The organism is Leptolyngbya sp. CCY15150 (assembly GCF_016888135.1).
GTDB lineage: Bacteria > Cyanobacteriota > Cyanobacteriia > RECH01 > RECH01 > RECH01.
Genome location: NZ_JACSWB010000170.1, coordinates 45939 through 71650 on the forward strand (window position 1 = coordinate 45939; position 25712 = coordinate 71650).

Consider the following 25712-nt stretch of genomic DNA (forward strand, 5'->3'; position numbering starts at 1 on the left):
TTGGATTCTAAGCCTTCTGAATAGGGCTATATTGCTCCGCCAAGGTAATGCCGCAGAGGTCAATGAACTGCAGCCACATCTCTTTAACCTCTGGCGTACAGTCTTCAAAATAAATTGACTCAAACCAGTTGAGTAAGTCTGTGTCTAGCCGCTGCAAATGTTGCGTGATCAGCCAGAATAATTTCACCGTGTTCATCGGATCTTTCTGTTTTTCCATCATCTTCGAGAGATAGCGCACCCGCTCTGCGTCCCGAGTTTGAATCACCTGCACCAGCTTTGTACTAACTTCGCTAACCTTGTCTTTCATACTGGGTTCCCCATGGCATCTTAGAATGCAAGTTGTCTAGCTTGAGCTAGATCTACTCCTCTCTTCTAGAATGGGACAACAATTCAGGATTTTGCCCCAACTTCGATCTCTAGCGTTTTAGTTTGTCTAGCCATACCCTGCCCCTGCGATCGCTCTCCCCTATGCCGCCGTCCTCTGATACTCTCTCCACTCTCCAGCCCCAACTCACCGCCGATGGTTCTTTCACCTTCCTCTCTACTGACTTTGGGGAAGCTTTCCACAGTCACCATGGAGCCCGGCAGGAAGCTGAGCAAAAGTTTGTGATACCCACCCAGCTACCGGATTTAGCCCGCCGACCATCGCTGGCGCTGCTGGATATTTGCTACGGTTTGGGATACAACACGGCTGCGGCCCTGGCGACTATCTGGGCGGTGAATCCCCAATGCCGGGTGCAGTGGTATGGGTTGGAGCTTAACGCGGCGGTTCCTCAGGCGGCGATCGCCCATCATCTGCTGCAAGCCTGGCCTGCTTCTATTGCTACCCAACTGGCCCAACTGGCTAAAGAGCAAACCGTTCAAAGCGATCGCTTCACGGCCCACCTGCTGCTCGGCGACGCCCGTCAGCGGATCCAGCAGGTCTACGCGACGGGCTTTCGCGCCGATGCCGTGTTTCTCGATCCTTTTTCCCCGCCTCGCTGCCCGCAGCTTTGGACGGTGGAATTCCTCGCCTGGGTGGCCCGCTGCCTAGCTCCTGCCGGACGTCTCGCCACCTATTCCTGCTCTGCTGCGGTACGCACAGCTCTCCTGCAGGCAGGACTGCACCTAGGCTCTAGTCCTGCGGTGGGACGGCGATCGCCCGGTAGCCTCGCCAGCTTTTCCCCCCAGGATCTACCGCCCCTGTCCCGCCAAGAACAGGAACATCTCCAGACCCGCGCCAGCATTCCCTACCGGGATCCCACCCTCACGGATACCGCCGCCGCCATTCTCACCCGCCGCCAGCAGGAACAGGCCACCTCGCCCCTAGAACCCACCTCGCGCTGGAAAGCTCGTTGGGCAACCCCGTCCACCTACAGCAGCATCGACAAAATCTTGTAAATCAGTCGGAAGATCAGCGCAATGGCGATCGCCACCAGACCCAAGAATCCGGCCAATACCAGCACCGCCACAATGGGATTGCCAAAATTCACCAAAATCGGCAGGCTCCGCAGGGGCGAGGCGACCACGATAATAGCGAAGGAGATGACGGCAATAATCGCCAAGTCAAACTTTTCAATGACGCGGCGCATCTGAGCCAGGATCAGCACGACGACCAACACGACCCAAAATCCAGCACTCACCAAGGTGGTGCCCGCCAAACTCAAGAGGGCGATCGCCAGCAAGCCTCCCTCAAACCCTGTAAACGCCGCCCCGGAGAGCAGTTCTAAGGTGGAGATGGATGAGGAGGATGAGGGTGTCGCGATCGGGGCCGCCTTCGCCGGTTGTATAGGTACTGGCGCTGGGGTCGCTTGGGGGGGAGCCGTTGCGGATGGGGGCACCGTGATCGCTTGCGGTCTGGAGGCTGCTGGCGCTGCTGGGGCAGGACTTGGGGCTGGGGCAGGACTCGGCGCATTCCCCTTGCCTTGGGCGAGCGCCTCTAGGGTTTCCTGGGCTGATGCAAAGCGATCGCTGGCAGAGGCCTTGAGCATTTTGTCGAGCACCGCCCCGATGCGCTGATGCACACTGACAAAGGAATGCCACTTCCAGGTATTGCTGTAGGCATCGTAGAGTTCACTGGGCTGCTTGCCGGTGAGCAGGGTGATGCAGGTGACCCCCAAGGCGTAGAGATCGGTAGCTGGATACACAACGTTGCCGGCCATTTGCTCCGGTGGCGCAAACCCCATGGAATAGATGCCGGTGGAGGACTGGGCTCCTTGCCCTCCCGCTGCACCCGAGGCAACTTGTTTAACCGCACCGAAGTCGAGCAGGAAGAGCTTTCCGGAGCGATCGCGCATAATGTTCGACGGCTTAATGTCTCGGTGGATGGAGCCGTTATCGTGGACAAACTTCAGCACCTTGAGGATTTCCACCAGCACCTCTAGTATTTCAGACTGGGTGAAGGTGCCTTTTTGGGCTAGCTCTTCCTCTAGATTTTTGCCATCAATAAATTCTTGCACCAGGTAGAAAAACTGCTCGGTTTTGCCAGGATTTTTTCCCGGCACCGACAGCTCAAAAAAGGCCAGCAGGTTCGGAATTTGAGGATGGCGGTTGCCCAACTGCTCCAGCACCTCTGCTTCTCGTTCAAACAGCTCCTGGGCAATTTTGAGCTGCTTGGGGCTCAAATCCCCAGCGGGCTGGAATTGCTTGACCACACATTGCCGCATGGCAGGGGTGTAGCGATCGATGGCCAGGAACGCCGCACCAAACCCTCCTTTCCCAAGGAGGCGCGTGGTGAGGTATCGACCTACTAGAATTTGGGGCATCCCGCAGGTCGTGCAAAACTTTTGCTGCACTGTTTTCAGGGTCGTGGTATCCAGATCTGCGAAGACGTTGGTTGGGCGTGCGCAGTTTGGACGAGTGCAGTAGGTTTCCATGGGTGCTTAGGGATTAGGTTCCGCCAGACGGAGATGGGGTGGTCTCTAGGGAGGAGTCTAGGGTGTCATCGTCAGCAAGGGGGGCGATCGCCTCCTCCGCCGGTTTGGGCTTGTGGGTGGCAAACTGGGGCAGAATTTCTTGGCTAAAGGCTTCCGCTGCCTTCGACCGATAGCGATTGGGATTGACAATCACCGATAGGGTGCGATTGACGACCACATCCTCAATGCGGGCTCGGTGCAGGACGCCCATTTGCAGCTCTTTTTCAATGGCTGAAATGGACACAAAGGCCGCACCCAACCCAGACTGTACCGCATTCTTAATGGCTTCAATTGAGTTTAACTCCATCTCAATTTTAAGGCGGCGTGTTTCAATACCACAGCGGGTCAGCACCTGATCAATCACCTTGCGAATGGTGGATTGAGAATCGAGGGTAATGAACTGAAGCTTATACAGGTCTTCCTTTTGCACGATGCCAATCCGGGCTAGAGGATGGAAAACCGGCAAAATCAATGCGAGTTCGTCCTCTGCATAGGGAATAATTTCTAAAGAGTCCTGTAGTTCAGGAGGAACTTCGCCGCCAATAATCGCTAGGTCAATTTGGCCATTGGCCACACTCCAAGCCGTACGCCGAGTGGAATGCACATGGAGCTGAACTGCCACATCAGGATAGCGCTGTCGAAAAAGCCCAATCATGCGAGGGAGCAAATAGGTGCCTGTGGTCTGGCTTGCGCCTACAATCAGTGTGCCGCCCTGTAAATTTTGTAAATCTTCAATGGCGCGGCAGGTTTCCTGGCAAAGGGAGAGGATACGATCGCCGTAGCTGAGCAATAAATGGCCCGCTTCGGTGAGCTGGGCACGCCGTCCTCCTCGATCAAAAAGAGGCACATCAAGTTGGCGTTCAAGGTTCTGGACTTGTAAGCTCACGGCGGGTTGAGAGACATACAGGCTATCCGCAGCCCGTTTGAAGCTCCCCTCCGCAGCGATCGCCTTCAGAATTCGCAATTGATCCAGAGTAAACGGAAGATCAGACATGACGGTTGCATCTAAAACTCAGAAAAAACCGGAGACCAAACATCAGCAGACGAAGACGTGTATAGACTGAACTACGGAGCATCATAGTGAACGGTGGGATCGCAGGTCGATATGATCTTCACAATTAGACATTCGAGGCAAACCTTGAGCTATGTCGTCACGATCGCTACGGTAGTATGTATCGGCATTCAGTATCGAATCACCTAGAGTTAGCTTCTTTATGCAGCGGGAAGTTGTTCAGGACTTTCTGAATTTACCAGGAATTGAGGGCGTGGCCCTAGTGGACGGTCGCTCCCGCCCCTATTTTTGCGGTGTCGATCAAACTCTCAATTTCCAACAAAAGGAAGCCTTAGCCCAAGGAATTCAACAGGTTGTTGAAACGACACCCCCTGATTTCGAGTTTTTCGAATTTCAGTTTACGGGGCATCAAGTCTACATATACAAATTAGACCATGGTGTGATCCTACTGGTCTTAACGAGCGATCATTTGATCTACCCCTCCTATGTGCGGGCGGTTGAAAAGCTTAAGTTAGAACTTCAAGACGATATCACCAACGCGATCGCGACTTTTCGGCTGCTAGCGGGCAATATTACATTATCGGGGCACCATTATTGGAAACGCGATGGTTCTTCCTCCCAGGGGGGTGTGAGGTCGCCGCAGGAGCGATCGGGTGCCTACCAAAATGGCAAGCAGCCTAGACCCGAAGCACCTCCCCCGATCACGCCGACGGAGCCGGTTGCAGCCCCAACCCAGCAACCGGAGCCAGCCCCACCTCCCCCACCCGAGCCAGTTCCCGAGCCAGTTCCCGAGCCAGTTCCCGAGCCACCCCCCCTGCCGCGCCTAACCCTTGAGGACGTGGTGCAGGGGCTCAACGAAATTAGCCAGTTTACCAAGCAGTATTTAGGAGCCACCGTTGTATCCAACTATTGGAAATCAAGCCGGCCATCCGCAGACTGGCTCACCAAGTTTGAGGTGGATCGAGCCGGTGCCTGGACATTTATGGGCGGTTCGATGGAGGGTGCCCTGATCGCTGAGCAGGAAGCTTGGATTAAGCAGTGGATTGCCGCGTTTAGCAAACGGTGCTCTATCGTGATTCGCGATTACCCTACGTTGCTCCAGCAGAGCCAGATGGGCGATCGCCTCAAAGATGCCTTACTACCTAACTAAAACCTTACACCTGGGACTGAGAGACTAGAATTTATGGTTAAGCTCATTAAGCTAGAACCGATTGGGCAAGAAACGTCTGTGGAAACCAACGGCAATTTGCTGTCGGTCTTGCTCAACAAAGAACTGGATGTGCTGAAAGAATGTGGCGGGCGCGGTATGTGTGCCACCTGCCACATTTACGTGAAAGATGGCATGGGGGCGCTATCGCCCATCAGCCGTCGGGAGCAACGCACCCTAGGCGTGATTACGTCCTGTAAACCCAACTCTCGCCTCGCCTGCCAGGCAAGGGTTTTAGACAATGGGGTGACGGTTGAACTGCCCCCTGGGATGTACGTCAACTCGCTGCAAGATATTGAGGCCTTGATTGGGCGACGGGCCGACCAAGATATGCTGCACCCAATTACCGGGGAAGTGCTGGTGGAAGCGGGCAAGCTGATCACCCGCTCGACGATGAAACAACTGGAAACCACCACCAGCTTTAAGGTCGGTGAATATCTCACCCAGACGAAGGATGCATAAACGGCTGTAGGTGCTGCAGTAACTGCTGCACCTGCCGCTCCCACGTCCAGTCCTGCATAACCTGGGCGGCGGCCTGGCCCCGCTCCTGAGCCGCAGGGCGATCGCTATGGATCTGTTCTAGGTAGGCCAGGATTTCCTCCAGATCCGACTCACCCCAGCCCTCTACGCAGGTATTGAGCGGGGTAGGACGTACAGGGCCCTGGTGGCGTAAGGGATAGCAGTGGGCATCTCCCAGTAGATCGAGGTGCCCGGTGTTGGCCGATAGGATGGTGGGCAGACCACAGGCCAGGCTTTCCATGGCAGCCAAGTTGGTGCCGCCCTCAGCGCGGTTGGGGAAGAGAGCCACGTCGGCTTCCCGGATAATGGGGGCGACTAGATGGTTGGGAATGACGCCCACGTCTACCACGGCGTCCGCAGGAATCCCTTGCTCCGCCAGCCAAGCCTGGATCTGGAGGCGACCCGTGGCATCTAGGGGCGGGATGCCGGTGACATGACCGGCTGTATCGAGACCGGCCATGGTGGCGGGCCAAGCGTTATGCCAAGCGGTGAGCAGCAGGGCCCCAGGATGGCGATCGCGGAAGTGCTTGAAGGCGCGAATCACCAGATCCTGGCCCTTGCGATACTCCAGCTTGCCGCCTGAGAAGATCACGAAGCGATCGCCCAGGAGCCGATTTCGGGGGGCAGGATGAAACAGACCGGGATCAATGCCCTGAAACACCGTAGACACCCGCTCAATCCCATGGGCCCGCAGCACCTGCTCATTCCAGGTGGAGCCCGTGATTATCCAGTCGTAGGTTTTAGCCCGCTGCAGCGCCGCGGTTGTGAATTGGGGATCCTCAAAAAAAATCACGCCCACGGTACTGTGACCCGACAGCCGCTCTAGCTCAGGAGCCGTTCTACACTGATTTCCCAAGCCTCGCAGCACCAGCCCAGGAAACGAGTAGGGCTGGGAGGAGGCCTGGAGGGTGCGGGCGATCGCGGCGGTTTGTTCCAAAGCTGGCTGCAGCAAGGCCCAATGGAGGGGATTAAACGGCGTAGTTGACGTAGGCGCAGGGGGCACCAAGGGCACCGGTCGATGGGTGGGCAGTAGCTGGAGGGCCAAATTGGTGCCATAAATGCCCCAACCTGTGGCGGGATTGAGCTGCCAGCCAATGCCAATGGCTGGGCTAATCCCTGGGTCAGTCTTGGAGTCAGTCTTAGAGTCAGTCGCGGGGGTTCTAGGCGAAGGCGATCGCTTAGGTGCTGGAGTCACGGCAGGCAAGGGCGATCGCTTAGGTGCTGGAGTTACGGCAGGTAAGGGCGATCGCACCGGTTGGCTCTGGCGGGTGATGCCTAGATCAACCTCTAGGGCCCGCACCACCTCTCCCATCACCCCTGCCCAGTCGCCGGCGGTGGTTTGGCGAAACAGGCGCAGGCTAGGATACCAAGGACTATCGCTGCGGGTCAGCATCCAGCGCCAATCGGGGGCATAGGACAGGAGCACCCAGGCTGGTTTCCCCAACGCTCCGGCCAGATGGGCGACGGCGGTATCGACGGTAATTAACACATCTAGTTGGGCGATCGCTGCGGCCGTATCCGCAAAGTCCTGCAGGCGATCGCTCAAATCCACCACGGTGTCGCCTAGGTCTGTGACGTGACGTGCCCTAGGGCCCTTTTGCAGGCTGTAGAGCTGCAGGGGATAGTCCAGCAGATCGCGCAGATGATGCACCGGCAGCGATCGCTGAGCGTCATTCAAATGGGTGGGACTACCTCCCCAAACTAGCCCCACCGCCGGGCGATCGCTGGTCTTCAGACGCAGATGGCTGGGCGGGGCCTGTAGGTAGGGCACCTGGGCAGGAATGGTGTCCAAGGTTGTCTGCAAAAGATGGGGCAAACTCATCAGCGGTGCATGGACGTCTATGGGCGGCAGGGGGCGATCGCGCTCCACCACCTGCGCCACCCCCGCCACCGTAGCCAGCAAGCGCACTAACGGGGCCCGACATTGCACCACTACCCGCCCGCCCAACGCCGCTACCTGGGGCACATAGCGACAAAACTGAAGGGCATCACCAAAACCCTGCTCCGTATGCAGCAGAATCGTTTTGCCATCCAGGGGAGATCCATCCCACTGGGGCACGCCAAACTCCGGCATGGCTTTGAAATTCGCCACCCGCCAGCGCCATTCATAGTCGGCAAATCCCGCCGCCAGATCGCCTTTAAGCAGGCGCACATAGCCGCGATTGTGGTGGGCGCTGGCATGGTTAGGCTCTAGGGCGATCGCTTGCTCATAGGCGGCGATCGCTTGCTCCACCGCGCCCCAATCCTTCAAGCTATTGCCCAAATTATTCCAAGCCGCCGCCGAGGGCTGTAAGGCCAAGGCGCGCTGGTAGTGGTAGATGGAGGCCGGTAGATCCCCTTGCTCCCGCCAAGCATTGCCTAGGTTATAGTGGGCATCGGCAAAGCCAGGGTGGAGCGTCAGAGCAGAATAGTAGGCCGCGATCGCCCCTGAAAGCTGTCCTTGGTGGCGGAGGGCAACGCCTAGATTGTTGTAAATTCGGTAGTCTTGGGGATTGAGGGAGAGCGCCTGGTGGTAGCAGCGGATGGCCTGTTCGCCGTTGGTCATGCGCAGAGCATTGGCTTGCTTCATCCAGTTCACCGCCTGATGTCCACGATCCTGGGGCAGGGGACGCTGGTGGTGCGATCGCTCAATGGTTTCCAGCAACAGCCGCAGGCGATCGACCACTGGCTGCCAATCCTGGCGATGGGTTTGGCGAAACAGCCGCGCCTGCGGATACCAAGGACTATCCTGGCGATACTGCAGCCAGCGCCAGTCCGGGGCATGGGTGAGCATGATCCAAACCGGTTTACCCAGGGCCCCCGTGAGGTGAGCCACCGCCGTATCCACGGTAATCACCACATCCAACTGCTGAATCAGCGCCGCTGTGGCCAGAAAATCCTCCATCAGCGGTGCCAGATCCTCTAAGCTGCCTTGGGCAACCAGTTCTTGGAAAAGCTCCGCATCCTCCGATCGCACCTCTTTTTGCAGGCTATAGACCTGAACGCCTGGCAGATCCAGCAGCGATCGCAGCAGCGACAACTGGCAGGATCGCAGGCGATCGTTGAGATTCCCCGTACTGCCTGACCAGACTAAGCCCACCCGCAGAGCCGTCCCATCCCATCCCGGCAGCGGCGGCCCCGGATCGGGAATCGGCAGATAGGGCACCGTATTGGGAATGTTAGCCAGGGTCGTTTGCAAAATATGGGGCAAGCTCATCAGCGGCGCATGCACCTGAAACTCAGGTAAGTCCTCGCCTCGGGCGATCACCTGATCAATGCCGGGCATGGTGGCCAGCAAGGTCTTCAGAGCCGCCTGGGCTTCCACCACCACCCGCCCACCTCGGGCCACCACCGCTGGCACATAGCGAATAAACTGCAGCGTGTCGCCAAATCCCTGTTCTGCATGCAGCAAAATGGTTTGTCCTGCCAGATCCGAACCATCCCACTGGGGCTGGGTAAAGGTGCGAGGCGGCTTAAAATTCACCCCCACCACCTGCCAGCGCCATTCATAGTCGGCAAACCCAGCCCGCAACTCCCCCGCCTGCAGCAGCGCTAAGCCTCGGTTGAGATGGGCATCCGGATAGTTGGGACGTAGAGCGATCGCCCGTCCATAGGTCTGGATCGAATCCCGCAGGTTGCCCAATTCGTATTCCACCAAGCCTAGGTTATTCAGCGCTTGGGGATAGTTGGGCTGGAGGGCGATCGCCCGCTGAAAGGCCGCTCGGCTTTCCAGCAAGGCATCCTGGGCCTTGTAGTGATTGCCCAGGTTGTAGTAGGCGTCGGCATAGCTGGGATTCAGGGCGATCGCTTTTTGGTAATACACCAGCGATTGATCAAACTGACCCAATTCTTGATGGGCCGCACCGAGATTGCTATAAAACGCTGGATCCTCTGGTCGGCGAGCGATCGCCCGCTGGTAGTAGCCAATGGCCTGGGCAAATTTTCCTAGGCGCTGCAGGCCGTTACCCACCGCATTCAACAGGTCAGGATTGCTAGGATCTGCTTCCAGAGCCCGTTGATAGCAAACCATTGCCTGGGCAGACTGCCCCTGCTGCTGAGCAATCCAACCAAGGTTATGCCAAGCATCTGCATAGTGGGGCTGCTGCTCTAGCGCCTGTTTATAATGGGCAATCGCTTGCCCTAGGTGCGATCGCTGCCGGGCCAGGTTACCCAAATTCAAATACACCTCCGGGTAATGGGGCTGCTGCACCAGCGCCGCTCGATAGGCTTGCTCTGCCTGCTCTAGCTCACCCTGGGCCTTGAAAGCCGTTCCTAAATTATTGTAGGCGCGGGCCAACTGTGGCTGCAGGGCGATCGCTGCTTGGTAGGCCGCGATCGCTTTGGAGAGCCGGCCCATCTGCTGAGCCAAAACGCCCACCCCCAGCCAGACGGCTGCCTGTTCTGCCAAATTACTATCAAGGGGCTGCGATCGCAGGCGCTGGATTAATGCATCCCGCCGTTGCTCCGCCGCCCCTAGGTTTCCATCGCGAGCCTGCTGTTGGGCGATCGCCAATTCTTCTGTTAGGGAGCCCATAGGAGAGATCACTCCAACCCTGATTTCACCGTCGTCTCCACGGTAGCATCTTCCCCTTACAGCCCTGATCAGCACCCTGACCTATCATTCTCGACCCTGACGTTTTCTACGCACCCACAATGCCCCATGTATCTCTACTCTAGAGACACACCCTGTCTAAATCTCTAAATCTTGTGCTAACTGCAACAACCCTGATGTTGACGGTAACGGAATGTCAACCTATCTGCAATGCAATGAAAAATTCGCTAGGCTAGAAACCGAGTTGCTCCCGGCACAGAACCTACTGCCTTACTAGGGGCTTGGCACGAGGCGAATACGACCTTCATCCATTTCAGACATAAGCAGTTCCAACGCCTCATAGTCAACTTCTGAAATGTAGCCGAGGCGGCTCAGCTCGCTGTTGATGGCGTTTTCGATGTCTGGGGTCAACTGTCTGATGTACAATGCCTTTTCCACCAAGAGGCGAATGGCATGAGGAGTTTGCATGGCTGGTGCTCCCGATTAGGTGAACGGTGCGGGCGCATGGCGTCCTTGTCTTCTATATTGTCGGCTGAATGCTTGGGGGAGGGAGTGATGCATCCCTCCTTGTTGCTGTGATGTGAATCACTGACAGGGCGGCGGAGTCGGAGGGGTGTAGTGGCTAGGCTCAGAGGATGGAAAAATAGCTGGAAAAAAGGAGAGCGATCGCCTCTTTAGAATCGATGGAGGCTGCTATAATGATAGTCCGTTAGTTTGCAATGGTGCAGGCTCAAATGCCGGTGTAGCTCAGTGGTAGAGCACTCGATTCGTAATCGAGCGGTCGTGAGTTCAAATCTCATCACCGGCTTAGTTAGTTATTAGAGTCCGAGATCTGCGACTTCTTTAAGAAGTCGCAGATCTTGTGAGCTTGGGTATTCTATGGCATGACTTGAAGCAGATGCCATGACTCAGGAGCAAATTTCTCCCCCTCAGATGGGGCACTTCTACCATATCTACAATCGGGGCAACAATCGTCAAAACGTCTTTTTTGAACGGGATAACTATCTTTATTTCTTGCGATTGATCCGGCAAACCTTCGTCACCCACAACATTGACATGGTGGCATATTGCCTCATGCCAAACCATTATCACCTGCTGGTTTATCCTAAAAGCGCACACTTATCCCAGTCCATGAAATCGCTTTCCCTATCTTACACAAAAGCGATCAATAAACGTTTTGGTCGAGTAGGTGCATTGTTTCAAGGGCGGTTTCAGCGAATTTTGGTGACTCACAGCGATTATCTGGTGCATTTGATTCGCTACATCCACCAGAATCCGGTTAAAGCCAACCTGGTTAGCCAACCAGAGGAGTGGGAGTTTTCTAGTTATTTAGACTATGCAGGTCTTCGAGCGGGGACATTGCCAAACTTAGCGTTACTTCAGCAGCAGTTTGAGGAAAGCGATCGCTTATCGTTTTGGGCGAACGGATGTCTGCCCACTCATTTAGCGTTCAGACAACTGTTGCCAGATGAGTGAGGTCAGATCTGCGACTTCTTAAAGAAGTCGCAGATCTTTGCTCTAAACAAACGCTAGGACTGGCTTGTGCTACAGGTCACAAGTCTCAATGCGAGAGAAAAAAGATGGTAATGCCCCCCACCCAATTGGATTACTACAACAGGTAGTTCGCCTATACTAAAAAGGTCGAAGGTGAGATCGTCGTAGCTCATCCATTTGCCTGCTTTGCGCCAACCGACGCGATCTCCAAACTTTTCCCAGATTTTGTCGCCTGTATACTTGCCGTCTAGCTTGGCACCGCATTCCACATAAATTTGCTTTTGGACACTAAAGCCAAATTTGCCGTTGCTATAATGCACCCAGAGGCGATCAATCGTCTCCAGGTCTTTGCAGGGGAAGTTAAGTAAATCATCAGTCTCAACATCCAACCACTCCTCTTTATTCATTGCTTGCAGCATTCGTCGGGCAGTTTCCAGGTCAGCTTCTTTCCATTGCCCTACTTGCAGTAGTATTTGCAATTCCCAGTAGTCTATCCCTTTTTCCGATTCCAGGAGCAGGTCTGGTAGGTGGGGAGTTGTTTGCATGACTTCTACTGCGATCGCCTGAATATCCTCATTCCTCAAGCCCAAAATGTGCTGAAGCTGCTGCAACCGCTTCAGTTCTCGTTCCCCCAATGGATTTTTGTGTTGAAGGGCGCGGGTAAACACCTCTCGATAGCGTTGGATCTTTTTCTGCCGTTGCCGAATCGGTTCCAAAATGTCTGATTCGATCGCCTGTACTTCCCCATCAGACAAGCCCAGCTTGTGTTGCCATTCCTCCAACACAGAACGACTAAGAATCTCATCAATGGTGTCGCCATCTTCCTGAACGATCACCTCCATTTCCTTGCGATATTTCACCTTGGGGTCGCCTAGGGGGGCTTTGGCAATGCGGATTTGATAGCCCTCATCTTTCAAAACGATAATGCGGGGCGTCATAGCAGGAGATTCTTCCTGCACTTTTCGCTTGGCGTAGTCATGCAGTTCCTGGACAGAGATCGCGCCATCATCATCCACATCGGCAGCTCCAGTGCGAATGCCTTCCACTAGGCAGTGAGTGTAAATGGAGAGCGCGCCATCCCGTTGCTCAAAGGAATATTGCAACGAACTAGAGGACGTGAGAACAACGCGCCCCTCTGCCCCCAACAGGGTCTCTAGATCAATCGTGTTGTCATCTTTGGCCAGCAGGTCGCCAAAGGCTCCACTGAAACAGCAATCCAGGATGATCACCTGCCGTTTAGCTTTGCTCTCCCGGATACGATCGCGCACAACGCTGGCTGGAATTGCCGTTGCTCGGACTAAGTTCTCTTTTTGTTTCTTCGTATTGCACGCCGCAAAGTAGAGATCTCGTTGATCATCTTTCACTCCATGCCCGGAGATGTAGAGCAACGCCAGATCGTCTTTTTGCCTTGCCCGCAACCAAGTTTCAATCGTTTCAGAAACGGTGCTATGGGGCTGGTCAATGAGTTGCTCCACCTGATCAAAGCCTCCCATGTCCGGATCGCGAAGGACAGCGGCGATCGCCTCCACATCTTTGGGTGCCGCCGGGAGAGGCTTAAATCCGTCCCCGTAGGTTCCTGTACCAATCAACAGCGCAACTCTTGCCATTAATCCTTGCTGGTATCGCTTTTTACTACTCTAACCGTCAGATGCGAAATTTTCTCCAGCGCTTGCAGTTGTTGTTCCAGTTCCTTTTCGGTGCGATATTTCAGCTTCACATCGCCATACTCAAGTTCCAGTGATGCCCCTGCTATTCTCTCCCGCAGCCACTGCAACACCGCTAGGATGTTTTTCAGGTTCACCTCTGCCTTGAGGATGCCCAAATCAAACCCACCCTCCCCAGCTTTGCTGCCCTCTGGGATATCAGCGGAGCGCGCCAAAACGGCATCCTCTGCTAGCCCATCTTTCAAGTCAAGCACCAAACGTTGGGAATAGGCTTCTAGCTCTTCTGGTTCCAAGTCCAGCCCAGCCTCATTCAAATCAATGAAAAGATCAAGGTTCTTTGACATAAAGGGTAGCTTAGATAAAAGAAATTCTATCCAAAGTCTAACTGTATAGACAGCAGTTGTCGAAGTTAAATTTATTTGAGGTTGAATTAAAGGTGCAGGGATTGAAAAGACTACAGTTGAGGCGATCGCCCATCAGCGACCTAATCCACCCCAAAGTATAAGCTTAGTTATCCAATAGTCCAGCGAGCTGAAAAACTTGATTGGGCGTGATCGTTAAGGTAGGCAACAAGGGAGTAGCGATCGCCCTGTCGCCTCGATAAGTCTGCGGCAAAGAATCTGGACTGAACAGGGTGATGCTTCGGGCAGCAGAATCCACAACCCACACACAGGAAATACCTGCCAGCAAATAATTGGTTGACTTTTCAGTCATGGCACCAAAGGTTTGTCCTGGAGAAATAATTTCAATGACTAGATCAGGACAAACTGGACAAGCTTCATCCTTCACCCAAGTCTTCGGGAGGCGATCGTAGGAAAGATAGGTAAGATCGGGCACAGGCACCCAAGGTTTATCTTGCCATCTCAGGAGCAGTGCCCATTCAATACACACTCGCCCTCGATTTTGGCTCCATTGACTGAGTAAGGTAAACAACGCGCCCGTAATTGCACTATGAAAAAATTTAGGAGACATAGTAGAGAGCAATAGTTTCGGCACAGCTTGTCCATTGACGAACTCATAGGTCTTGTCGTCGTCAGGCAGTGCAAAAAACTCATCTAGGGTGAGGGATTTGCCAGTGGTGTGAACCATACGCTGTGCTCTTAGGGAGGAAACTATGTTCAGTATAGTTCAGGGTGATGAAGGAAACAGGCAGTCGTCATCTTAAATTCGGGTTAAAACGTTACATGATCCATTCTTCTTACCCAGACTGGATATGAGGCTTCCGTCCCTGCCTAGTCAGTGAAGGTTACATCTCTATCTAGGGATGATGGATGTTGCGGCGGGAGGGCGATCGCGTATACCAATAGGCCCAGGCAATGAGTACCGCTTGGAGTGGCAGCCTTATCCAGAGCGCGATCTCGGGAATGTTAGGAAATTGATCAGGCTCCAAGGCCATCTGGAGGTTGGCAGGGAAGACGGCGATGAGCAACGCTATGATCCCCCAGGCAGCGATCGCTGAAGTGCGATGCACCAGTAGCAGGATGCCCAAGAGTATTTCAGCCACGCCGCTAATATAGACCAGTTCTAGATGCCATGGTAAATAGGGTGGCATCATCCGCAGATAGAAATCGGCTGAGCGAAAGTGGTTCAGTCCTGCGACGATGAGCGCGATCCCTAGCACTACCTTGAGACTAGTCTTAACGTTTTTAATCACTATATCCTTGTGGAAAGATGCTTACTTATTTGCTAGTATAGGTTTTTTATCGTATTAACGCTTGTTATCTTGCAGATGCTATCTTAAGGGCGATCGCTCTCTTGGTTAACCGAAAAGCGATCGCCCTTGCTTACTTACTCTACCTGGATGACGGCTAGGTTAGCTCCTGTGTAGTAGTGAGAAACAATTTGCTGATAGTTTTGCCCTTGGCTGGCCATTTCTCGTGCTCCCCATTGACTGAGACCTAGCCCATGCCCAAAACCACGACCCTGCACTTGGAACGACGTGGGCACCGGTACCGTATTGCCCGTACTGGCTACATTGGGCAGACTCGGGGTTACCTCAAACAAGGTACTGCGCAGGTCGAGTGCTTGGCGCAGTTCATTGCCGCTGAGGGTGCGAGTTCCGGCATCGCCTACCACGCGCATGGTGATGATGCGACCTTGGTTGGTACGGCGCTCGGGTTGTAAGGAGAGAATGTTGCCGACGCCCGTAATTCTTGCCCTGAGCTGATCGGCGCTAAAGGTTTCTGTCCATTGATAGACCGGAGCATTTTGGTCGAAATCTTGCACCGCCCGCAGGTAGGGGCGATAGCTTGTCCAAACATCTTCGACATTCTCGGTGTAGCCGCCCGAGGCAGAGTGGAACACGGCTTCAATAATGCGTCCCTCATGCACCAACACCTGACCAGCGGTTTCTCGAACCGCTTGCTGTGTGCTAGTGGCTTCCTTCTCTAGACCGCTATAGACCTGCCAGGAGGTGGTATCTCCCACATCAAAGACCGTGTTGCCGCTGGTTTGTCGTTGATAGAGGGCGTAGCTGCGAGCCGATACGGCTTGAGCTTTCAGCGCTTCTAGGGGCCAACTGGTGGGCATTTCTGCACCCACAACGCTGTAGAGATATTCTTCTAGATCCACATAGTTCACCGCCGTGATGCCGCCACTGGTCGGCAGAACCAAGGTGCGACCGCGATACCACTTATCACCGATATACACAAAGCCATCTGCCTCTGGCTCCACCCAAACTTGCCCTGCCGTCCAGCGGTTGACCGTCACCCGCCCGCCGTTCGACTCTGCTACCAGGGCTCCCATGGCGGGAATTTCTGCCAAGACCTGTCCTGAGCCATCGCGGAGCACAGCGTTGGTGGAACTACCGATGGTCACTTGGCTAACATCTTGCTCGATGGCCACCCGCATTTCCAACGCCGCTAGAGCGGGCAGGGCCATAACGGCAAAGTTGGCCAAGGTGCCAACACCAACCAAGAGAGAAATCAGGCTCAGATGCCGTCCTAGGGTGAGAATAGGAGCCAAAAGGCGCTGGGGTGCGATCGCATTCAGTTTTAGGTTCATAGCAATCAGAGGAGACGATTTATTCACAACACGGACGAAAAACCCAACTCTTGATGGAGCAGTTGATCAGGTGAAGGCGTTTAATGTAGGCTGGGCGATCGCTCATCGTCTTAGACCACATTGAGTCTAGGACGTTGGCGGTCGATATTAACCATTGGATGACCAACAGTCTAGAATATCTGCCCCAATATAAACCAATTTTCCAGCGACTTGGGGAGGAATGCGGATAGGATGAAAAGGAATTTAGGTCGTAACCTGTTCGTTGAGCATGAACACCGAGCGGTTTAGGCAGGGCGCGATCGTTGAACGACCAAGATCCAATCGAGATCTGCCTACTCCTCTGACGCATAGATCTCGTCTAGAAGTTCCTGCTGCCCCCCATCCAACCGACGGTTCTAGGTTGCTATCGATAGAAGTCCCTGACGAAGAGCATCAATATAAATCTATGGTAAGTTCTCGATCGCAGTCTCCAGCCATTGGTACGGTGAAAGGCCCCGGTGACGACGGCAACCAGTATGTGTTCATCACCAGCAATAATCGCCATGTCAAAATTGGTGAATTTGTCTACTACACCGTTCAACTGCCGGGGCTGGATGGGACGGTGCGATCGCTGAATATTTTGGGCAAGATCTCGGCGCGATCGCTGATTGATCATTTACCCGATCGCATTTTTGCCGATACGGAAATTAGCCCGGAAACCATTGCGGCCCTGGTCGGCTTCTCCCATCCCAATCCAGAAATTTACCAAGTCACCGTCGATGTGGTGGGCTATTTTGATCCGCGCTTGGGGTTCATGAATCCCCGCCGCACGCCGGATCCGGGGGAAAAGGTGTACCTGGCCCATGATGACTATCTGCGGGAAGTGCTGAACAAGCGCCAGCCCCAAGCGATCGGCTCCGCCCACATTGGTTCTCTCCTCCTGCGCGACCAAGGGGCAGTTCCCATCGCCCTGGATGTTAAAGAACTGGTGAGTACCCACATGGCGATCTTGGCGGGTACGGGGTCGGGAAAGTCTTACACCGCTGGCGTTTTGGTAGAGGAACTGCTGGCTCCCCATAACCGCGCCGCCGTGTTGATTTTTGACCCCCACGGGGAATATGGCACCCTGTCGGAACTGCGGGGGCATCCAGCCTTCACTGCCGAGGATGGCTATGCTCCCAAAGTTAAAGTGCTGACGCCGGATGATGTGCGCATTCGTATTTCGTCGTTGGACTACTACGATTTCCTCACCCTGCTACCAGAAATGAGCGATCGCCAGCAGGCCATCCTCAATAAAGCCTTTGCCTTGATTAAACGCCATCGGCAAGGGCAATACCGCTGGGGCATTGGTGACTTGATCGAAATGGTGAAAGAGGCAGACACCAGCGTGGATGATGAGGGCAACGAAAAGCTAGGCTCCTCCGCCCCCGCCATTACCTGGAAGCTCGATCGCTTAGCCGACATGCCCTACTTCCATCCCATGGAACACCTGGCCCCCAAGGATTTGTTTGAACCGGGGCAGGTGACGGTTTTGCAGATGAACGAGGTGTCTCAAGAAGCCCAGCAGGTGATCTGCGCGGCGGTGTTGCGCCAGTCCAACCAAGCCCGCATGAATACGCAAAAGGAATATATCTTGCCGGATGACGAAAACTACCTGCCCTATCCGGTCTTCATTTTGCTGGAAGAGGCCCACCGCTTCGCTCCTGCCCACGAACCTTCTCGCTGCAAAACCATCCTGCGAACGATTTTGAGTGAGGGACGTAAATTCGGTCTCGGCGTGGGGTTGATCACCCAGCGTCCCGGCAAGATCGACTCGGATGTTTTATCTCAATGCATGAGTCAATTCTTAATGCGCATCGTCAACCCGGTGGATCAGGAAAGCCTGAAGTATGGCGTGGAATCTGCTGGGCGCGACTTGTTGAAAGAACTGCCGGCTCTGACTAAGGGGCAGGTGATTATTTCTGGAGCCTGTGTGAATACGCCTGTGCTGTGTCAAGTGCGGCAACGGCTTACCCAGCACGGCGGCGAAACCTTAGATGCACCCGCTGAATGGCAGAAACATTTTCAAGCCCATCGACTGCGATCGCGTGCTGCCGATCAAGCTCCTGTCGCTAGTCGTAAACGCCCCAATACGTTTAAAGGCGTCAGTATCGATTAAGCCTAGGCAACCCAACGACAGATCTAGACCCAGCAAAAAAAGGGGATACATCAAACCTTCTAAAGATGTATCCCCCGCGAGTTTGCCACGAACAATTACAGGTATGTAGCTTCAGGCGATCAGGATTATTTCCAACCTGCCCGGTCAACAATTTCTACAACCTTGGGGTTATTGCGGCCGTAAGACGCTACATTCACCGCATCAACCTTGAAGTTACCGAGTTCCGACACAATCGGATCGACATTGACCCCTTCTAGCACCGGGTATTCATTATTGCCCGCTGCAAAGATTTCCTGCGCTTCGGGGCTAACTAGATATTCAATAAACGCGATCGCATTCTCGGGATTGGGAGCTGCAGCTAGCACACCGGCACCACTGATATTGACGTGGGTACCGCGATCGTCTTGGTTAGGGAAAAAGATACCCACTTGCTCTGCTACCGCTTGCTCGGCCGCATCTTCAGACTTAGCTAGTCTTGCCCAGTAGTAGTGGTTGGCGATCGCCACATCACATTGTCCCGAAGCGACGGCCTTAATTTGATCCGTATCTCCTCCTTCAGGCTCACGGGCCAAGTTGCTCACCAAACCTTCTACCCAGTCTTGAGTCGCCTCTTCGCCCATGGTTTCCACCATGGAGCCAACGAGGGAAAGGTTATAGATATTGCCCGAACTACGGATGCAGACGCGCCCCTGCCATTTGGGATCCGCTAGGTCTTCGTAGGTGGAAAGCTCAGATGGATCCACCGTATCTTTGTTGTAAACAATGACCCGCGCCCTGGTCGTTAGCCCAAACCAGAGACCATCAGGGTGGCGCAGGTTCTCAGGGATGGCGGCTGTCAACACATCTGATTCTACCGGTTGCAGCAATCCTTCCTGCTCGGCTAGCCAGAGCCGTCCTGCATCCACGGTCATGTAGACATCAGCCGGACTGTTTGCCCCTTCGCTCTTGATGCGCTCCAACAGTTCATCAGCGTCCCCTTCAATCAGGTTTACCTCAATGCCTGTCTCTTCTGTAAACCCTTCGTACAGGCTGTTATCGGTGTCGTAGTGCCGAGATGAATATAGGTTGACAACCTCACCATCACTAGCGGGGGTACTGGCGGTGTCGGAAGCAGCATCAGTCGTTGTATCGGTTGCCGTATCGGTAGACTGACTGGCACAGCCAATTGCGATCGCCATAGCGGCTCCGGTCAATCCAGCAAAAAGCGTCCGTCGTTTGAGTTTCATCATGGCGTGTGGATCTTAGTAGTCCTTAGTAGGGATAAGAAAGCTAGCCTGCAATAATTCCTAATACTGTCTATGCAGAGCCCAACTTAATGCAATTGATTATCAATTAATTTGTCCAACAAGAACCATAAACGACCAATCGTACGTTTGTCAACCTGATCTTGCTTGGAGACCGATCAATCTATGGACTAACATAGATTCTCAATAGATTGAAGCAATAGAGATTGAAGCAGTAGCTTGAATAGGCTGACGTAGGGTCGTGAACAGCGATCGCCCTTGTCGTACCAAAACGTTTAGAGCGCACAATCGCCATGGCCACCATCACGTTCGTGAGAACGATGGCCATCGCTGTGTAACCGTGTTGTGTAACCGTGTTGTGTAACCGTGCTGTGTAACCGTTGTTGTCTGGAACAACGGAATCTAGGAGGATGCTTGCTGAATTTGTCGGACGACGGTCAGCGCCGAATAGCTCACCCCTGCGGTACCTTCACCGGGATGGGTGCAGTCGCCCACCAGCCATAGGCCATCCACTGGCGTGCGGTTAGCAAAACCGAAGGGGCCAAAGGTGGGCACTCGCTGCCCTAATCCACCCACGGCTCCTTGATCGCGGGCGGTGTAGCGCTGGAAGGTTCTGGGGGTAGCTGCTTCACAATGAAGAATTGTGTCGGGCGTTAGGTGGAAAAATTGTCCTAGGCGGGCGATCGCTGCGTTGGTGTAGTCTTGCTTGAGGCGATCGTAGTCGGGGGTTGTCCACCAGAGCCCTAGGTCGGTAAACGACGAGGCGATGATAGTGGCACAGGTTGCGGGTGCGCGGCCATCGCCGGGATGGCTGACGGAGACAAAGAGGGAGTTGTTTTCAGCGATCGCTCCCTCATAGTCGTAGAGAAACTGGAGATGGGGCGGGCAGGGCTCGGGAATGGCTGAGGCCTTCACCCCCAAATACACCACAAAGGCACCGGAGGCAGGACGGAGCTTATCCACCCGCTGCCGGTAGCCGCTGGGAGCCTGATCGCCCAGCAACTGCACCAGATTTTGCACCGTCACGTTCGCCACCACCTGATCTGCAGGCTCCATCCACGCCTCGCCGGTCTTCTGGTTACGGATCTCGACCGCCACGGCCCGACCGTGACGGGTGTGGATCTTCTCTACCGTATGGCGCATCTGTAGCTCTCCGCCATCCCGCTCCAGGGATTCCACCAAGCGATCGCTCAACACCTGCATACTGCCTTCTAGGTGGTAGAGCCCTTGGGGTGCTTGGGATACACCCAGAGCCGTTGCAGCATAGAGAACGGCGGTTTCCTCGGCGTTGACTTGGGAGTAAAGTTTGAGCTGTAAATCTAGGAAGGTTCTCAGACGGCGATCGCCTCCCAGCCCATAGCGACGCAGCACCTGACCCACGGTAGAGAAGGTGTGGGGCGCGGTCAACAACGTGTCGGGACGTACTGCCTGCAGCAACTGGGCCACATCCCAAGCGCTACGCGGCGGCAGAATGGGATCTCGGGATTGAAAGGCCCAGCTATAGCGAAATAAATCGTTGAGAAACTGCCAAAAGGGTTCGCTCCCAGGAAACTGCCGCTGGCGTTCGGCCTGCCATCGCTGGGGATCTCGCCACACCTGAATGGGCTCCGTCTCACCTGGCAGGTAAACGGCGCAGGCGGGATCGCAGGGAGTTGCTTCCGGTAGGGGAATACCTAGTTCGGTAAAAATCCGATGGTGAATCCCCCCAGGCTCTAGCCCGGCCACCTGAGTAGCCCCCACATCAAAGGTAAATCCGCGCCGCTGAAACGTTGAAGCGCAACCCCCCGGCACGATCGCCTGATCAAACACCCGCACCCGATAGCCTCGATGGGCCAGCAACGCCGCCGCCGTCAAGCCGCCGATGCCCGCACCAATCACCACCACACGGGCCTCAGAGGATCCATCACCGGTTGACATACCGTCTGTGGATGGGTCTTCTGGGGATGGAGCTATAGAATCGCGATCGCGGGAAGACTGAGGCATGGCAGGGCGGTTGATAATGAGACGATGATTTACATTCCTTAATAGTTTGATCCTACGAGATTCGAGCGTTGACTGCAAACCTTTGATAGATCAGAGAAAGATCTGCTGCGTTGCAGGGCAAGCTAGCTCAAGAGAGCAAAGATGCAGGGGAATTGGTTGCCGATGTATCGGACATGACCCCATCTAGGTGTGTAAGGTAAAAGATGCGATCGCTCCCGGTTGGATCAGAATCCTCGGATTTCTGATGATCTAGTCAGCCAGCCTACTGCGCGGACGCATCATTGACGATTAAGATAGATGAAGCGGTACCGCTCCATAGGTGTTTATGACGTTTACGCTAACTGGGTCAGATTCGATGACTGGCTTGACTGCTCCAACGGTTCATCGGTTATCCAACGGGTTAACCATTGTGGCAGAGCAAATGCCCGTTGAGGCCACCAATCTCAGTCTTTGGCTAGGAGCTGGGTCAGCCGTTGAGTCCGATGACATCAATGGCATCGCCCACTACCTAGAACATATGATTTTCAAAGGCACGCGGCAACTGCCGACCGGGCTCTTTGAACGCACCGTTGAACAGTGTGGAGGGGCCACCAACGCCGCCACCAGTCAAGACTATACCCACTACTACATCACCGCCGCCCCCGACGATTTTGCCACCCTAGCTCCTCTGCAAATCGAGATGGTGCTGAATGCCGCCATTCCCGACGATGCCTTTGAGCGAGAGCGATCGGTCATTCTCGAAGAAATTCGTCGTTCCCACGATAATCCTCGCCGCCGCAGCTTCTACCGATCCATGGAAGCTGCATTTCAGCACTTACCCTATCGCCGTCCAGTCTTAGGGCGCGAAGAGGTCGTCCAATCGCTCACAGCGCAGCAGATGCGCGAGTTCCATCACACCTGGTATCGCCCCCAGTCCATCACCGCTGTGGCCGTGGGCAATCTGCCGGTGGAGGACTTGGTGAGTATTGTGGCCGATGGCTTTGACACCGCTTTGGCAGAGCGATCGCTCCAGGATCATCCCCTAGAAATCGAAACCTCCCTGACTCGGCCGTCCTACCTAGCCGCCGAACAACCCTTTGAGACCATCCAGCGCTACGACTACGAAGATCCGACGCTGCAGCAAGCTCGGCTAAGCTTTATGTGGCGGGTGCCCGGCATGGATGAGGTGCATCACACCTATGCGCTAGATGCGATCGCCTATATCCTTGGCCAGGGGCGGACGGCGCGCCTAGTACGCGACCTACGGGAAGAGCGGAAATGGGTGACCAGCGTATCCGCCACCAACATGACCTATGCGCGGCAAGGCATCTTTCAAATCACCGTGCAGTTGCCGGCAGCAGCCATTCCTGAGGTTGAACAAGCGATCGCTCAACATCTGCAGTCGCTGCAGACGGATGTTATTCAAGACGAAGAGCTAGAGCGGGTGCGCACCCTGGTTGCCAATCAATATATTTTTGGTAATGAAACCCCTAGCAATCGCGCTGGGCTCTACGGCTACTACCACACCCTCGTGGGCGACCTTACCCCAGCGCTGAACTATCCGGCCCGCATCCGTGCCCTGGATGCCATCGACCTGCAGCGTGCCGCGCAGCAGTATCTCTCGCCGCAGGCCTGCGGCATTGTTGTTTCCAAACCAGCCTCCTAGCCCCATGTGGACTGATATTGCCACCCACATTAGTCAAGTTACCGATAGCCCCTTTCAGGTCAAGCACCACCGTCCTGTAGGCGGGGGCTGCATCAACCAGGCCTATGCCCTCGACGGGGGCGATCGCGCCTTTTTTGTGAAGCTCAACCAGGCTAGCCAAATTGGCATGTTTGAGGCCGAGGCCTTGGGGCTCAAGCAAATCTACCAGTCCCAAACCATGCGCGTTCCACGGCCCATCTGCTGGGGAATTACCGATAGTCGGTCTTACCTGGTGTTGGAATGGCTGAATTTTGGCTATGGTACCCATCAGTCTTGGGAGGATATGGGACGGAATCTAGCGGCAATGCATCGTGTGAGTAGCGATCGCGGCTTTGGCTGGGATCAATCCAACACCATTGGCGCAACTCCCCAGCCCAATCCCTGGACCCAGAGCTGGCTCGACTTTTTCCTTGAGCATCGTATGGCGCACCAGTTCCGCCTAGCCGCCCGCCGAGGGGGCAATTTTCCTCAGCAGGCCGCGCTGATGGCCGCCATTCCCGACCTGCTAGCAGGCCATGATCCCCAACCCTCTCTTGTGCATGGCGATCTTTGGTCAGGCAATGCCTCGGTTACCGTCGAGGGCGAACCGGTGATCCTTGACCCGGCCACCTATTTTGGCGATCGCGAGGTGGACATTGCCATGACGGAACTTTTCGGTCGGTTTCCCAACGAATTTTATAGCGCCTACCAATCTGCCTATCCTCTCGACCCCGGCTACGATCGCCGCAAAACCTTGTATAACCTGTATCACGTCATCAACCATTTCAACCTCTTTGGTGGTGGCTATGAGTCTCAAGCCAACAGCATGATCGCATCGCTGCTGCGATAGGCCACCGCCTATGTTATGCTAGAGATGACTCGGACTCATGCAGTTACAACGCCTCAATTTTGTCAGGGCCGGAAGGCAGCAGCAATACGGGATGCTTGTAATAGGCGTGAACTCCGGGTCACCTTTGTTTTAAACCAAGGTTTGAACCTGACATCCCTTCACCGTCTGGTCAACCGCAATCGTGAAGTCCCGATATAAAACTCCAGTATCTCAGCTTGTCTTAGTCTCGATCAGTATCTGTCTCCATGCAGAAGAGGGTGCGTTACGGCTTCGCCCAACTGCACCCTACAGGAGATGCGACCGTTTGGGCCGGCGGCATCTCCGTTGAGCTTGTCTAGGTATGGCTACTGGCTGGCGTTCTTGCCGTTGAACCCGAGAACCGTTGTCCCTAGCCCTTGAGAAACTCCACCAGTTCCTGCAGTTTCTCCCAAGCAGCGCCGCTTTCTAAAATGGCCCGCGCATGGTCAATACCTTGGCGGTAGGCGGCTTGAGGGCTCTCCGCAGCGATCGCTCCCCCCACCTGTAACGCCAAGGACGCATTCAGCGCCACCACATCCATTTGGGCTGCCGTACCTTTGCCCTGGAGTACTGCCGAGAGAATCTCCACGTTATCCGAAAGTTCTCCCCCCTTCAGGGCCGCCGTCGAGGCTGCCGTTAGACCCAGGTCTTGGGGATTGAGGGTCAAGGTTTCTACCCGTCCTTGGCTGACAACTGCTAGATCGGTGAGATCGGCCAGACCGGCTTCATCGAGCTTTTCCCGGCCGTGTAGGACAATCGCCTGCTCCATGCCCAGTTGATTCAACGCCTCCGCCATCACCGGCACCAGCGCCGAGTCGAATACCCCCAGCACCTGTCCCGTAGGCTTGAGGGGGTTCACCAAGGGGCCCAGCAGGTTGAAGACCGTGCGCACCTTTAGGGTCTTGCGAATGGGTACCACCGCCTTCATCGCCGGATGCCAGCCTGGAGCAAACAGAAAGGTGATGCCCACCTCCTGCACCGCTGCCTGTACTCGGCTGAGGTCAGCTCCCAGATTAATTCCCAAAGCATCTAGCACATCCGCCGAGCCCACCTTGCTCGATGCGGCCCGATTACCATGCTTGACCACAGCAATGCCTGCTGCTGCCGCCACAAAGGCCACGCAGGTGGAAATGTTAAACGTCGATGCGCCATCGCCTCCTGTACCGCAGGTATCAATACGGGGCGTTGGTAGAGTATCGAGGGTGAACTGTTCGCCCATGGACTGGGACTGCAGCACTTGGGCCATGCCGGCCAGCTCTGTGGCGGAAACACCCTTGGCTTGAATGGCTGCCAGAATGGCCCCCGACAACACCGGCGGAATGGCATCTTCCAGCCATCCCTGCATCAACGCCGCCGCCTGCTGGCGATCGAGGGATTGGCGATCGAGGAGTTGGGATAAACAAGATGACCAGTCAACAGCGGCTGAGGAAGAAACAGAACTCATAGTTATGTGATGAAACGACAGACTGATGGCATCCCTGCAGCGCAGAGTG

The 25712-nt window shown here is 55.0% G+C and carries 20 protein-coding genes, 1 tRNA gene and 1 other RNA gene; 9 read left to right on the top strand and 13 right to left on the bottom strand.

Going from position 1 to position 25712, the window contains the following annotated elements; genetic code table 11:
• Positions 1-7: 7 nt before the first annotated feature.
• Entirely contained in the window at positions 8-307 is a 300-nt protein-coding gene (locus JUJ53_RS10465; RefSeq protein WP_204151957.1) for a hypothetical protein, read from the bottom strand.
• Positions 308-468: 161 nt separating this feature from the next.
• On the opposite strand from JUJ53_RS10465, the gene JUJ53_RS10470 reads away from it, so the two are divergent.
• Positions 469-1380: an MnmC family methyltransferase gene (locus tag JUJ53_RS10470; RefSeq protein ID WP_204152047.1), complete on the top strand. Its 912-nt coding sequence runs from the start codon at positions 469-471 to the stop codon at positions 1378-1380.
• Here the strand turns inward: JUJ53_RS10470 and JUJ53_RS10475 are convergent.
• Both JUJ53_RS10475 and JUJ53_RS10480 read right to left on the bottom strand, forming a co-directional pair.
• A complete protein-coding gene (locus tag JUJ53_RS10475; RefSeq protein WP_204151958.1) occupies positions 1353-2855 on the bottom strand; it encodes a serine/threonine-protein kinase in 1503 nt (500 codons plus the stop codon). The two genes, JUJ53_RS10470 and JUJ53_RS10475, sit on opposite strands and share 28 nt — an antisense overlap.
• Positions 2856-2868: 13 nt before the next feature.
• Positions 2869-3888, bottom strand: coding sequence for a LysR family transcriptional regulator (locus tag JUJ53_RS10480; RefSeq protein ID WP_204151959.1), 1020 nt, complete (start codon positions 3886-3888; stop codon positions 2869-2871).
• A gap of 220 nt (positions 3889-4108) precedes the next feature.
• On the opposite strand from JUJ53_RS10480, the gene JUJ53_RS10485 reads away from it, so the two are divergent.
• Positions 4109-5056 (top strand): hypothetical protein, encoded by a 948-nt coding sequence (locus JUJ53_RS10485; protein WP_204151960.1) that lies wholly within the window; start codon positions 4109-4111, stop codon positions 5054-5056.
• A 33-nt stretch (positions 5057-5089) separates the two neighbouring features.
• Positions 5090-5575 (top strand): 2Fe-2S iron-sulfur cluster-binding protein, encoded by a 486-nt coding sequence (locus JUJ53_RS10490; protein WP_204151961.1) that lies wholly within the window; start codon positions 5090-5092, stop codon positions 5573-5575.
• On the opposite strand, the gene JUJ53_RS10495 is transcribed toward JUJ53_RS10490, so the two are convergent.
• Both JUJ53_RS10495 and JUJ53_RS10500 read right to left on the bottom strand, forming a co-directional pair.
• Complete coding sequence (locus JUJ53_RS10495; RefSeq protein WP_204151962.1) at positions 5553-10145, bottom strand: tetratricopeptide repeat protein; 4593 nt, start codon at positions 10143-10145, stop codon at positions 5553-5555. The two genes, JUJ53_RS10490 and JUJ53_RS10495, sit on opposite strands and share 23 nt — an antisense overlap.
• A 291-nt stretch (positions 10146-10436) precedes the next feature.
• Positions 10437-10631, bottom strand: a complete 195-nt coding sequence (locus JUJ53_RS10500) for a hypothetical protein (RefSeq protein ID WP_204151963.1) — start codon at positions 10629-10631, stop codon at positions 10437-10439.
• Positions 10632-10899: 268 nt separating this feature from the next.
• On the opposite strand from JUJ53_RS10500, the gene JUJ53_RS10505 reads away from it, so the two are divergent.
• A tRNA-Thr gene (locus tag JUJ53_RS10505) sits at positions 10900-10971 on the top strand.
• A gap of 95 nt (positions 10972-11066) precedes the next feature.
• A complete protein-coding gene (locus JUJ53_RS10510) occupies positions 11067-11639 on the top strand; it encodes a transposase (RefSeq protein WP_204151964.1) in 573 nt (190 codons plus the stop codon).
• 53 nt (positions 11640-11692) lie between these two features.
• Here the strand turns inward: JUJ53_RS10510 and JUJ53_RS10515 are convergent, their stop codons facing one another.
• The 5 genes from JUJ53_RS10515 to JUJ53_RS10535 all read right to left on the bottom strand — a co-directional run bounded on the left by JUJ53_RS10515 (position 11693) and on the right by JUJ53_RS10535 (position 16351).
• Positions 11693-13264 carry a GUN4 domain-containing protein gene (locus JUJ53_RS10515; RefSeq protein ID WP_204151965.1) on the bottom strand — a complete coding sequence of 524 codons (1572 nt, stop codon included), beginning with the start codon at positions 13262-13264 and terminating at the stop codon, positions 11693-11695.
• A complete protein-coding gene (locus tag JUJ53_RS10520) occupies positions 13264-13665 on the bottom strand; it encodes a hypothetical protein (protein ID WP_204151966.1) in 402 nt (133 codons plus the stop codon). The genes JUJ53_RS10515 and JUJ53_RS10520 overlap by 1 nt, the downstream gene beginning before the upstream one ends.
• Before the next feature lie 163 nt (positions 13666-13828).
• Positions 13829-14410 carry a Uma2 family endonuclease gene (locus JUJ53_RS10525; RefSeq protein ID WP_204151967.1) on the bottom strand — a complete coding sequence of 194 codons (582 nt, stop codon included), beginning with the start codon at positions 14408-14410 and terminating at the stop codon, positions 13829-13831.
• Positions 14411-14579: 169 nt separating this feature from the next.
• Positions 14580-14975 (bottom strand): DoxX family protein, encoded by a 396-nt coding sequence (locus JUJ53_RS10530; RefSeq protein ID WP_343327928.1) that lies wholly within the window; start codon positions 14973-14975, stop codon positions 14580-14582.
• Positions 14976-15109: 134 nt separating this feature from the next.
• Positions 15110-16351, bottom strand: a complete 1242-nt coding sequence (locus JUJ53_RS10535; protein ID WP_343327929.1) for a SpoIID/LytB domain-containing protein — start codon at positions 16349-16351, stop codon at positions 15110-15112.
• Between the two features lie 418 nt (positions 16352-16769).
• On the opposite strand from JUJ53_RS10535, the gene JUJ53_RS10540 reads away from it, so the two are divergent.
• On the top strand, positions 16770-18461 hold the full coding sequence (locus JUJ53_RS10540) for an ATP-binding protein (RefSeq protein ID WP_204151968.1): 1692 nt from the start codon (positions 16770-16772) through the stop codon (positions 18459-18461).
• Between the two features lie 125 nt (positions 18462-18586).
• Here the strand turns inward: JUJ53_RS10540 and JUJ53_RS10545 are convergent, their stop codons facing one another.
• Together JUJ53_RS10545 and crtD are read right to left on the bottom strand one after the other, a co-directional pair.
• Positions 18587-19687, bottom strand: a complete 1101-nt coding sequence (locus JUJ53_RS10545; protein ID WP_204152050.1) for a Fe(3+) ABC transporter substrate-binding protein — start codon at positions 19685-19687, stop codon at positions 18587-18589.
• A 420-nt stretch (positions 19688-20107) separates the two neighbouring features.
• Complete coding sequence (crtD, locus tag JUJ53_RS10550; RefSeq protein WP_204152051.1) at positions 20108-21622, bottom strand: C-3',4' desaturase CrtD; 1515 nt, start codon at positions 21620-21622, stop codon at positions 20108-20110.
• A 421-nt stretch (positions 21623-22043) separates the two neighbouring features.
• Here crtD and JUJ53_RS10555 point away from each other — a divergent pair, with 421 nt between their 5' ends.
• The 3 genes from JUJ53_RS10555 to ffs all read left to right on the top strand — a co-directional run bounded on the left by JUJ53_RS10555 (position 22044) and on the right by ffs (position 24324).
• Complete coding sequence (locus JUJ53_RS10555) at positions 22044-23333, top strand: pitrilysin family protein (protein ID WP_204151969.1); 1290 nt, start codon at positions 22044-22046, stop codon at positions 23331-23333.
• A gap of 4 nt (positions 23334-23337) precedes the next feature.
• A complete protein-coding gene (locus JUJ53_RS10560; RefSeq protein WP_204151970.1) occupies positions 23338-24201 on the top strand; it encodes a fructosamine kinase family protein in 864 nt (287 codons plus the stop codon).
• Positions 24202-24227: 26 nt separating this feature from the next.
• Positions 24228-24324, top strand: an RNA gene (gene ffs / locus JUJ53_RS10565) — signal recognition particle sRNA small type.
• Between the two features lie 265 nt (positions 24325-24589).
• On the opposite strand, the gene trpD is transcribed toward ffs, so the two are convergent.
• Positions 24590-25663, bottom strand: a complete 1074-nt coding sequence (gene trpD / locus JUJ53_RS10570) for an anthranilate phosphoribosyltransferase (RefSeq protein WP_204151971.1) — start codon at positions 25661-25663, stop codon at positions 24590-24592.
• Positions 25664-25712 lie beyond the last annotated feature (49 nt).

Bases quoted from the DNA above. Each gene is read 5' to 3' on its own strand.
- JUJ53_RS10465 (WP_204151957.1), bottom strand. From the start codon at position 307: ATGAAAGACAAGGTTAGCGAAGTTAGTACAAAGCTGGTGCAGGTGATT.
- JUJ53_RS10470 (WP_204152047.1), top strand. From the start codon at position 469: ATGCCGCCGTCCTCTGATACTCTCTCCACTCTCCAGCCCCAACTCACC.
- JUJ53_RS10475 (WP_204151958.1), bottom strand. From the start codon at position 2,855: ATGGAAACCTACTGCACTCGTCCAAACTGCGCACGCCCAACCAACGTC.
- JUJ53_RS10480 (WP_204151959.1), bottom strand. From the start codon at position 3,888: ATGTCTGATCTTCCGTTTACTCTGGATCAATTGCGAATTCTGAAGGCG.
- JUJ53_RS10485 (WP_204151960.1), top strand. From the start codon at position 4,109: ATGCAGCGGGAAGTTGTTCAGGACTTTCTGAATTTACCAGGAATTGAG.
- JUJ53_RS10490 (WP_204151961.1), top strand. From the start codon at position 5,090: ATGGTTAAGCTCATTAAGCTAGAACCGATTGGGCAAGAAACGTCTGTG.
- JUJ53_RS10495 (WP_204151962.1), bottom strand. From the start codon at position 10,145: ATGGGCTCCCTAACAGAAGAATTGGCGATCGCCCAACAGCAGGCTCGC.
- JUJ53_RS10500 (WP_204151963.1), bottom strand. From the start codon at position 10,631: ATGCAAACTCCTCATGCCATTCGCCTCTTGGTGGAAAAGGCATTGTAC.
- JUJ53_RS10510 (WP_204151964.1), top strand. From the start codon at position 11,067: ATGACTCAGGAGCAAATTTCTCCCCCTCAGATGGGGCACTTCTACCAT.
- JUJ53_RS10515 (WP_204151965.1), bottom strand. From the start codon at position 13,264: ATGGCAAGAGTTGCGCTGTTGATTGGTACAGGAACCTACGGGGACGGA.
- JUJ53_RS10520 (WP_204151966.1), bottom strand. From the start codon at position 13,665: ATGTCAAAGAACCTTGATCTTTTCATTGATTTGAATGAGGCTGGGCTG.
- JUJ53_RS10525 (WP_204151967.1), bottom strand. From the start codon at position 14,410: ATGGTTCACACCACTGGCAAATCCCTCACCCTAGATGAGTTTTTTGCA.
- JUJ53_RS10540 (WP_204151968.1), top strand. From the start codon at position 16,770: ATGGTAAGTTCTCGATCGCAGTCTCCAGCCATTGGTACGGTGAAAGGC.
- JUJ53_RS10545 (WP_204152050.1), bottom strand. From the start codon at position 19,687: ATGAAACTCAAACGACGGACGCTTTTTGCTGGATTGACCGGAGCCGCT.
- crtD (WP_204152051.1), bottom strand. From the start codon at position 21,622: ATGTCAACCGGTGATGGATCCTCTGAGGCCCGTGTGGTGGTGATTGGT.
- JUJ53_RS10555 (WP_204151969.1), top strand. From the start codon at position 22,044: ATGACTGGCTTGACTGCTCCAACGGTTCATCGGTTATCCAACGGGTTA.
- JUJ53_RS10560 (WP_204151970.1), top strand. From the start codon at position 23,338: ATGTGGACTGATATTGCCACCCACATTAGTCAAGTTACCGATAGCCCC.
- trpD (WP_204151971.1), bottom strand. From the start codon at position 25,663: ATGAGTTCTGTTTCTTCCTCAGCCGCTGTTGACTGGTCATCTTGTTTA.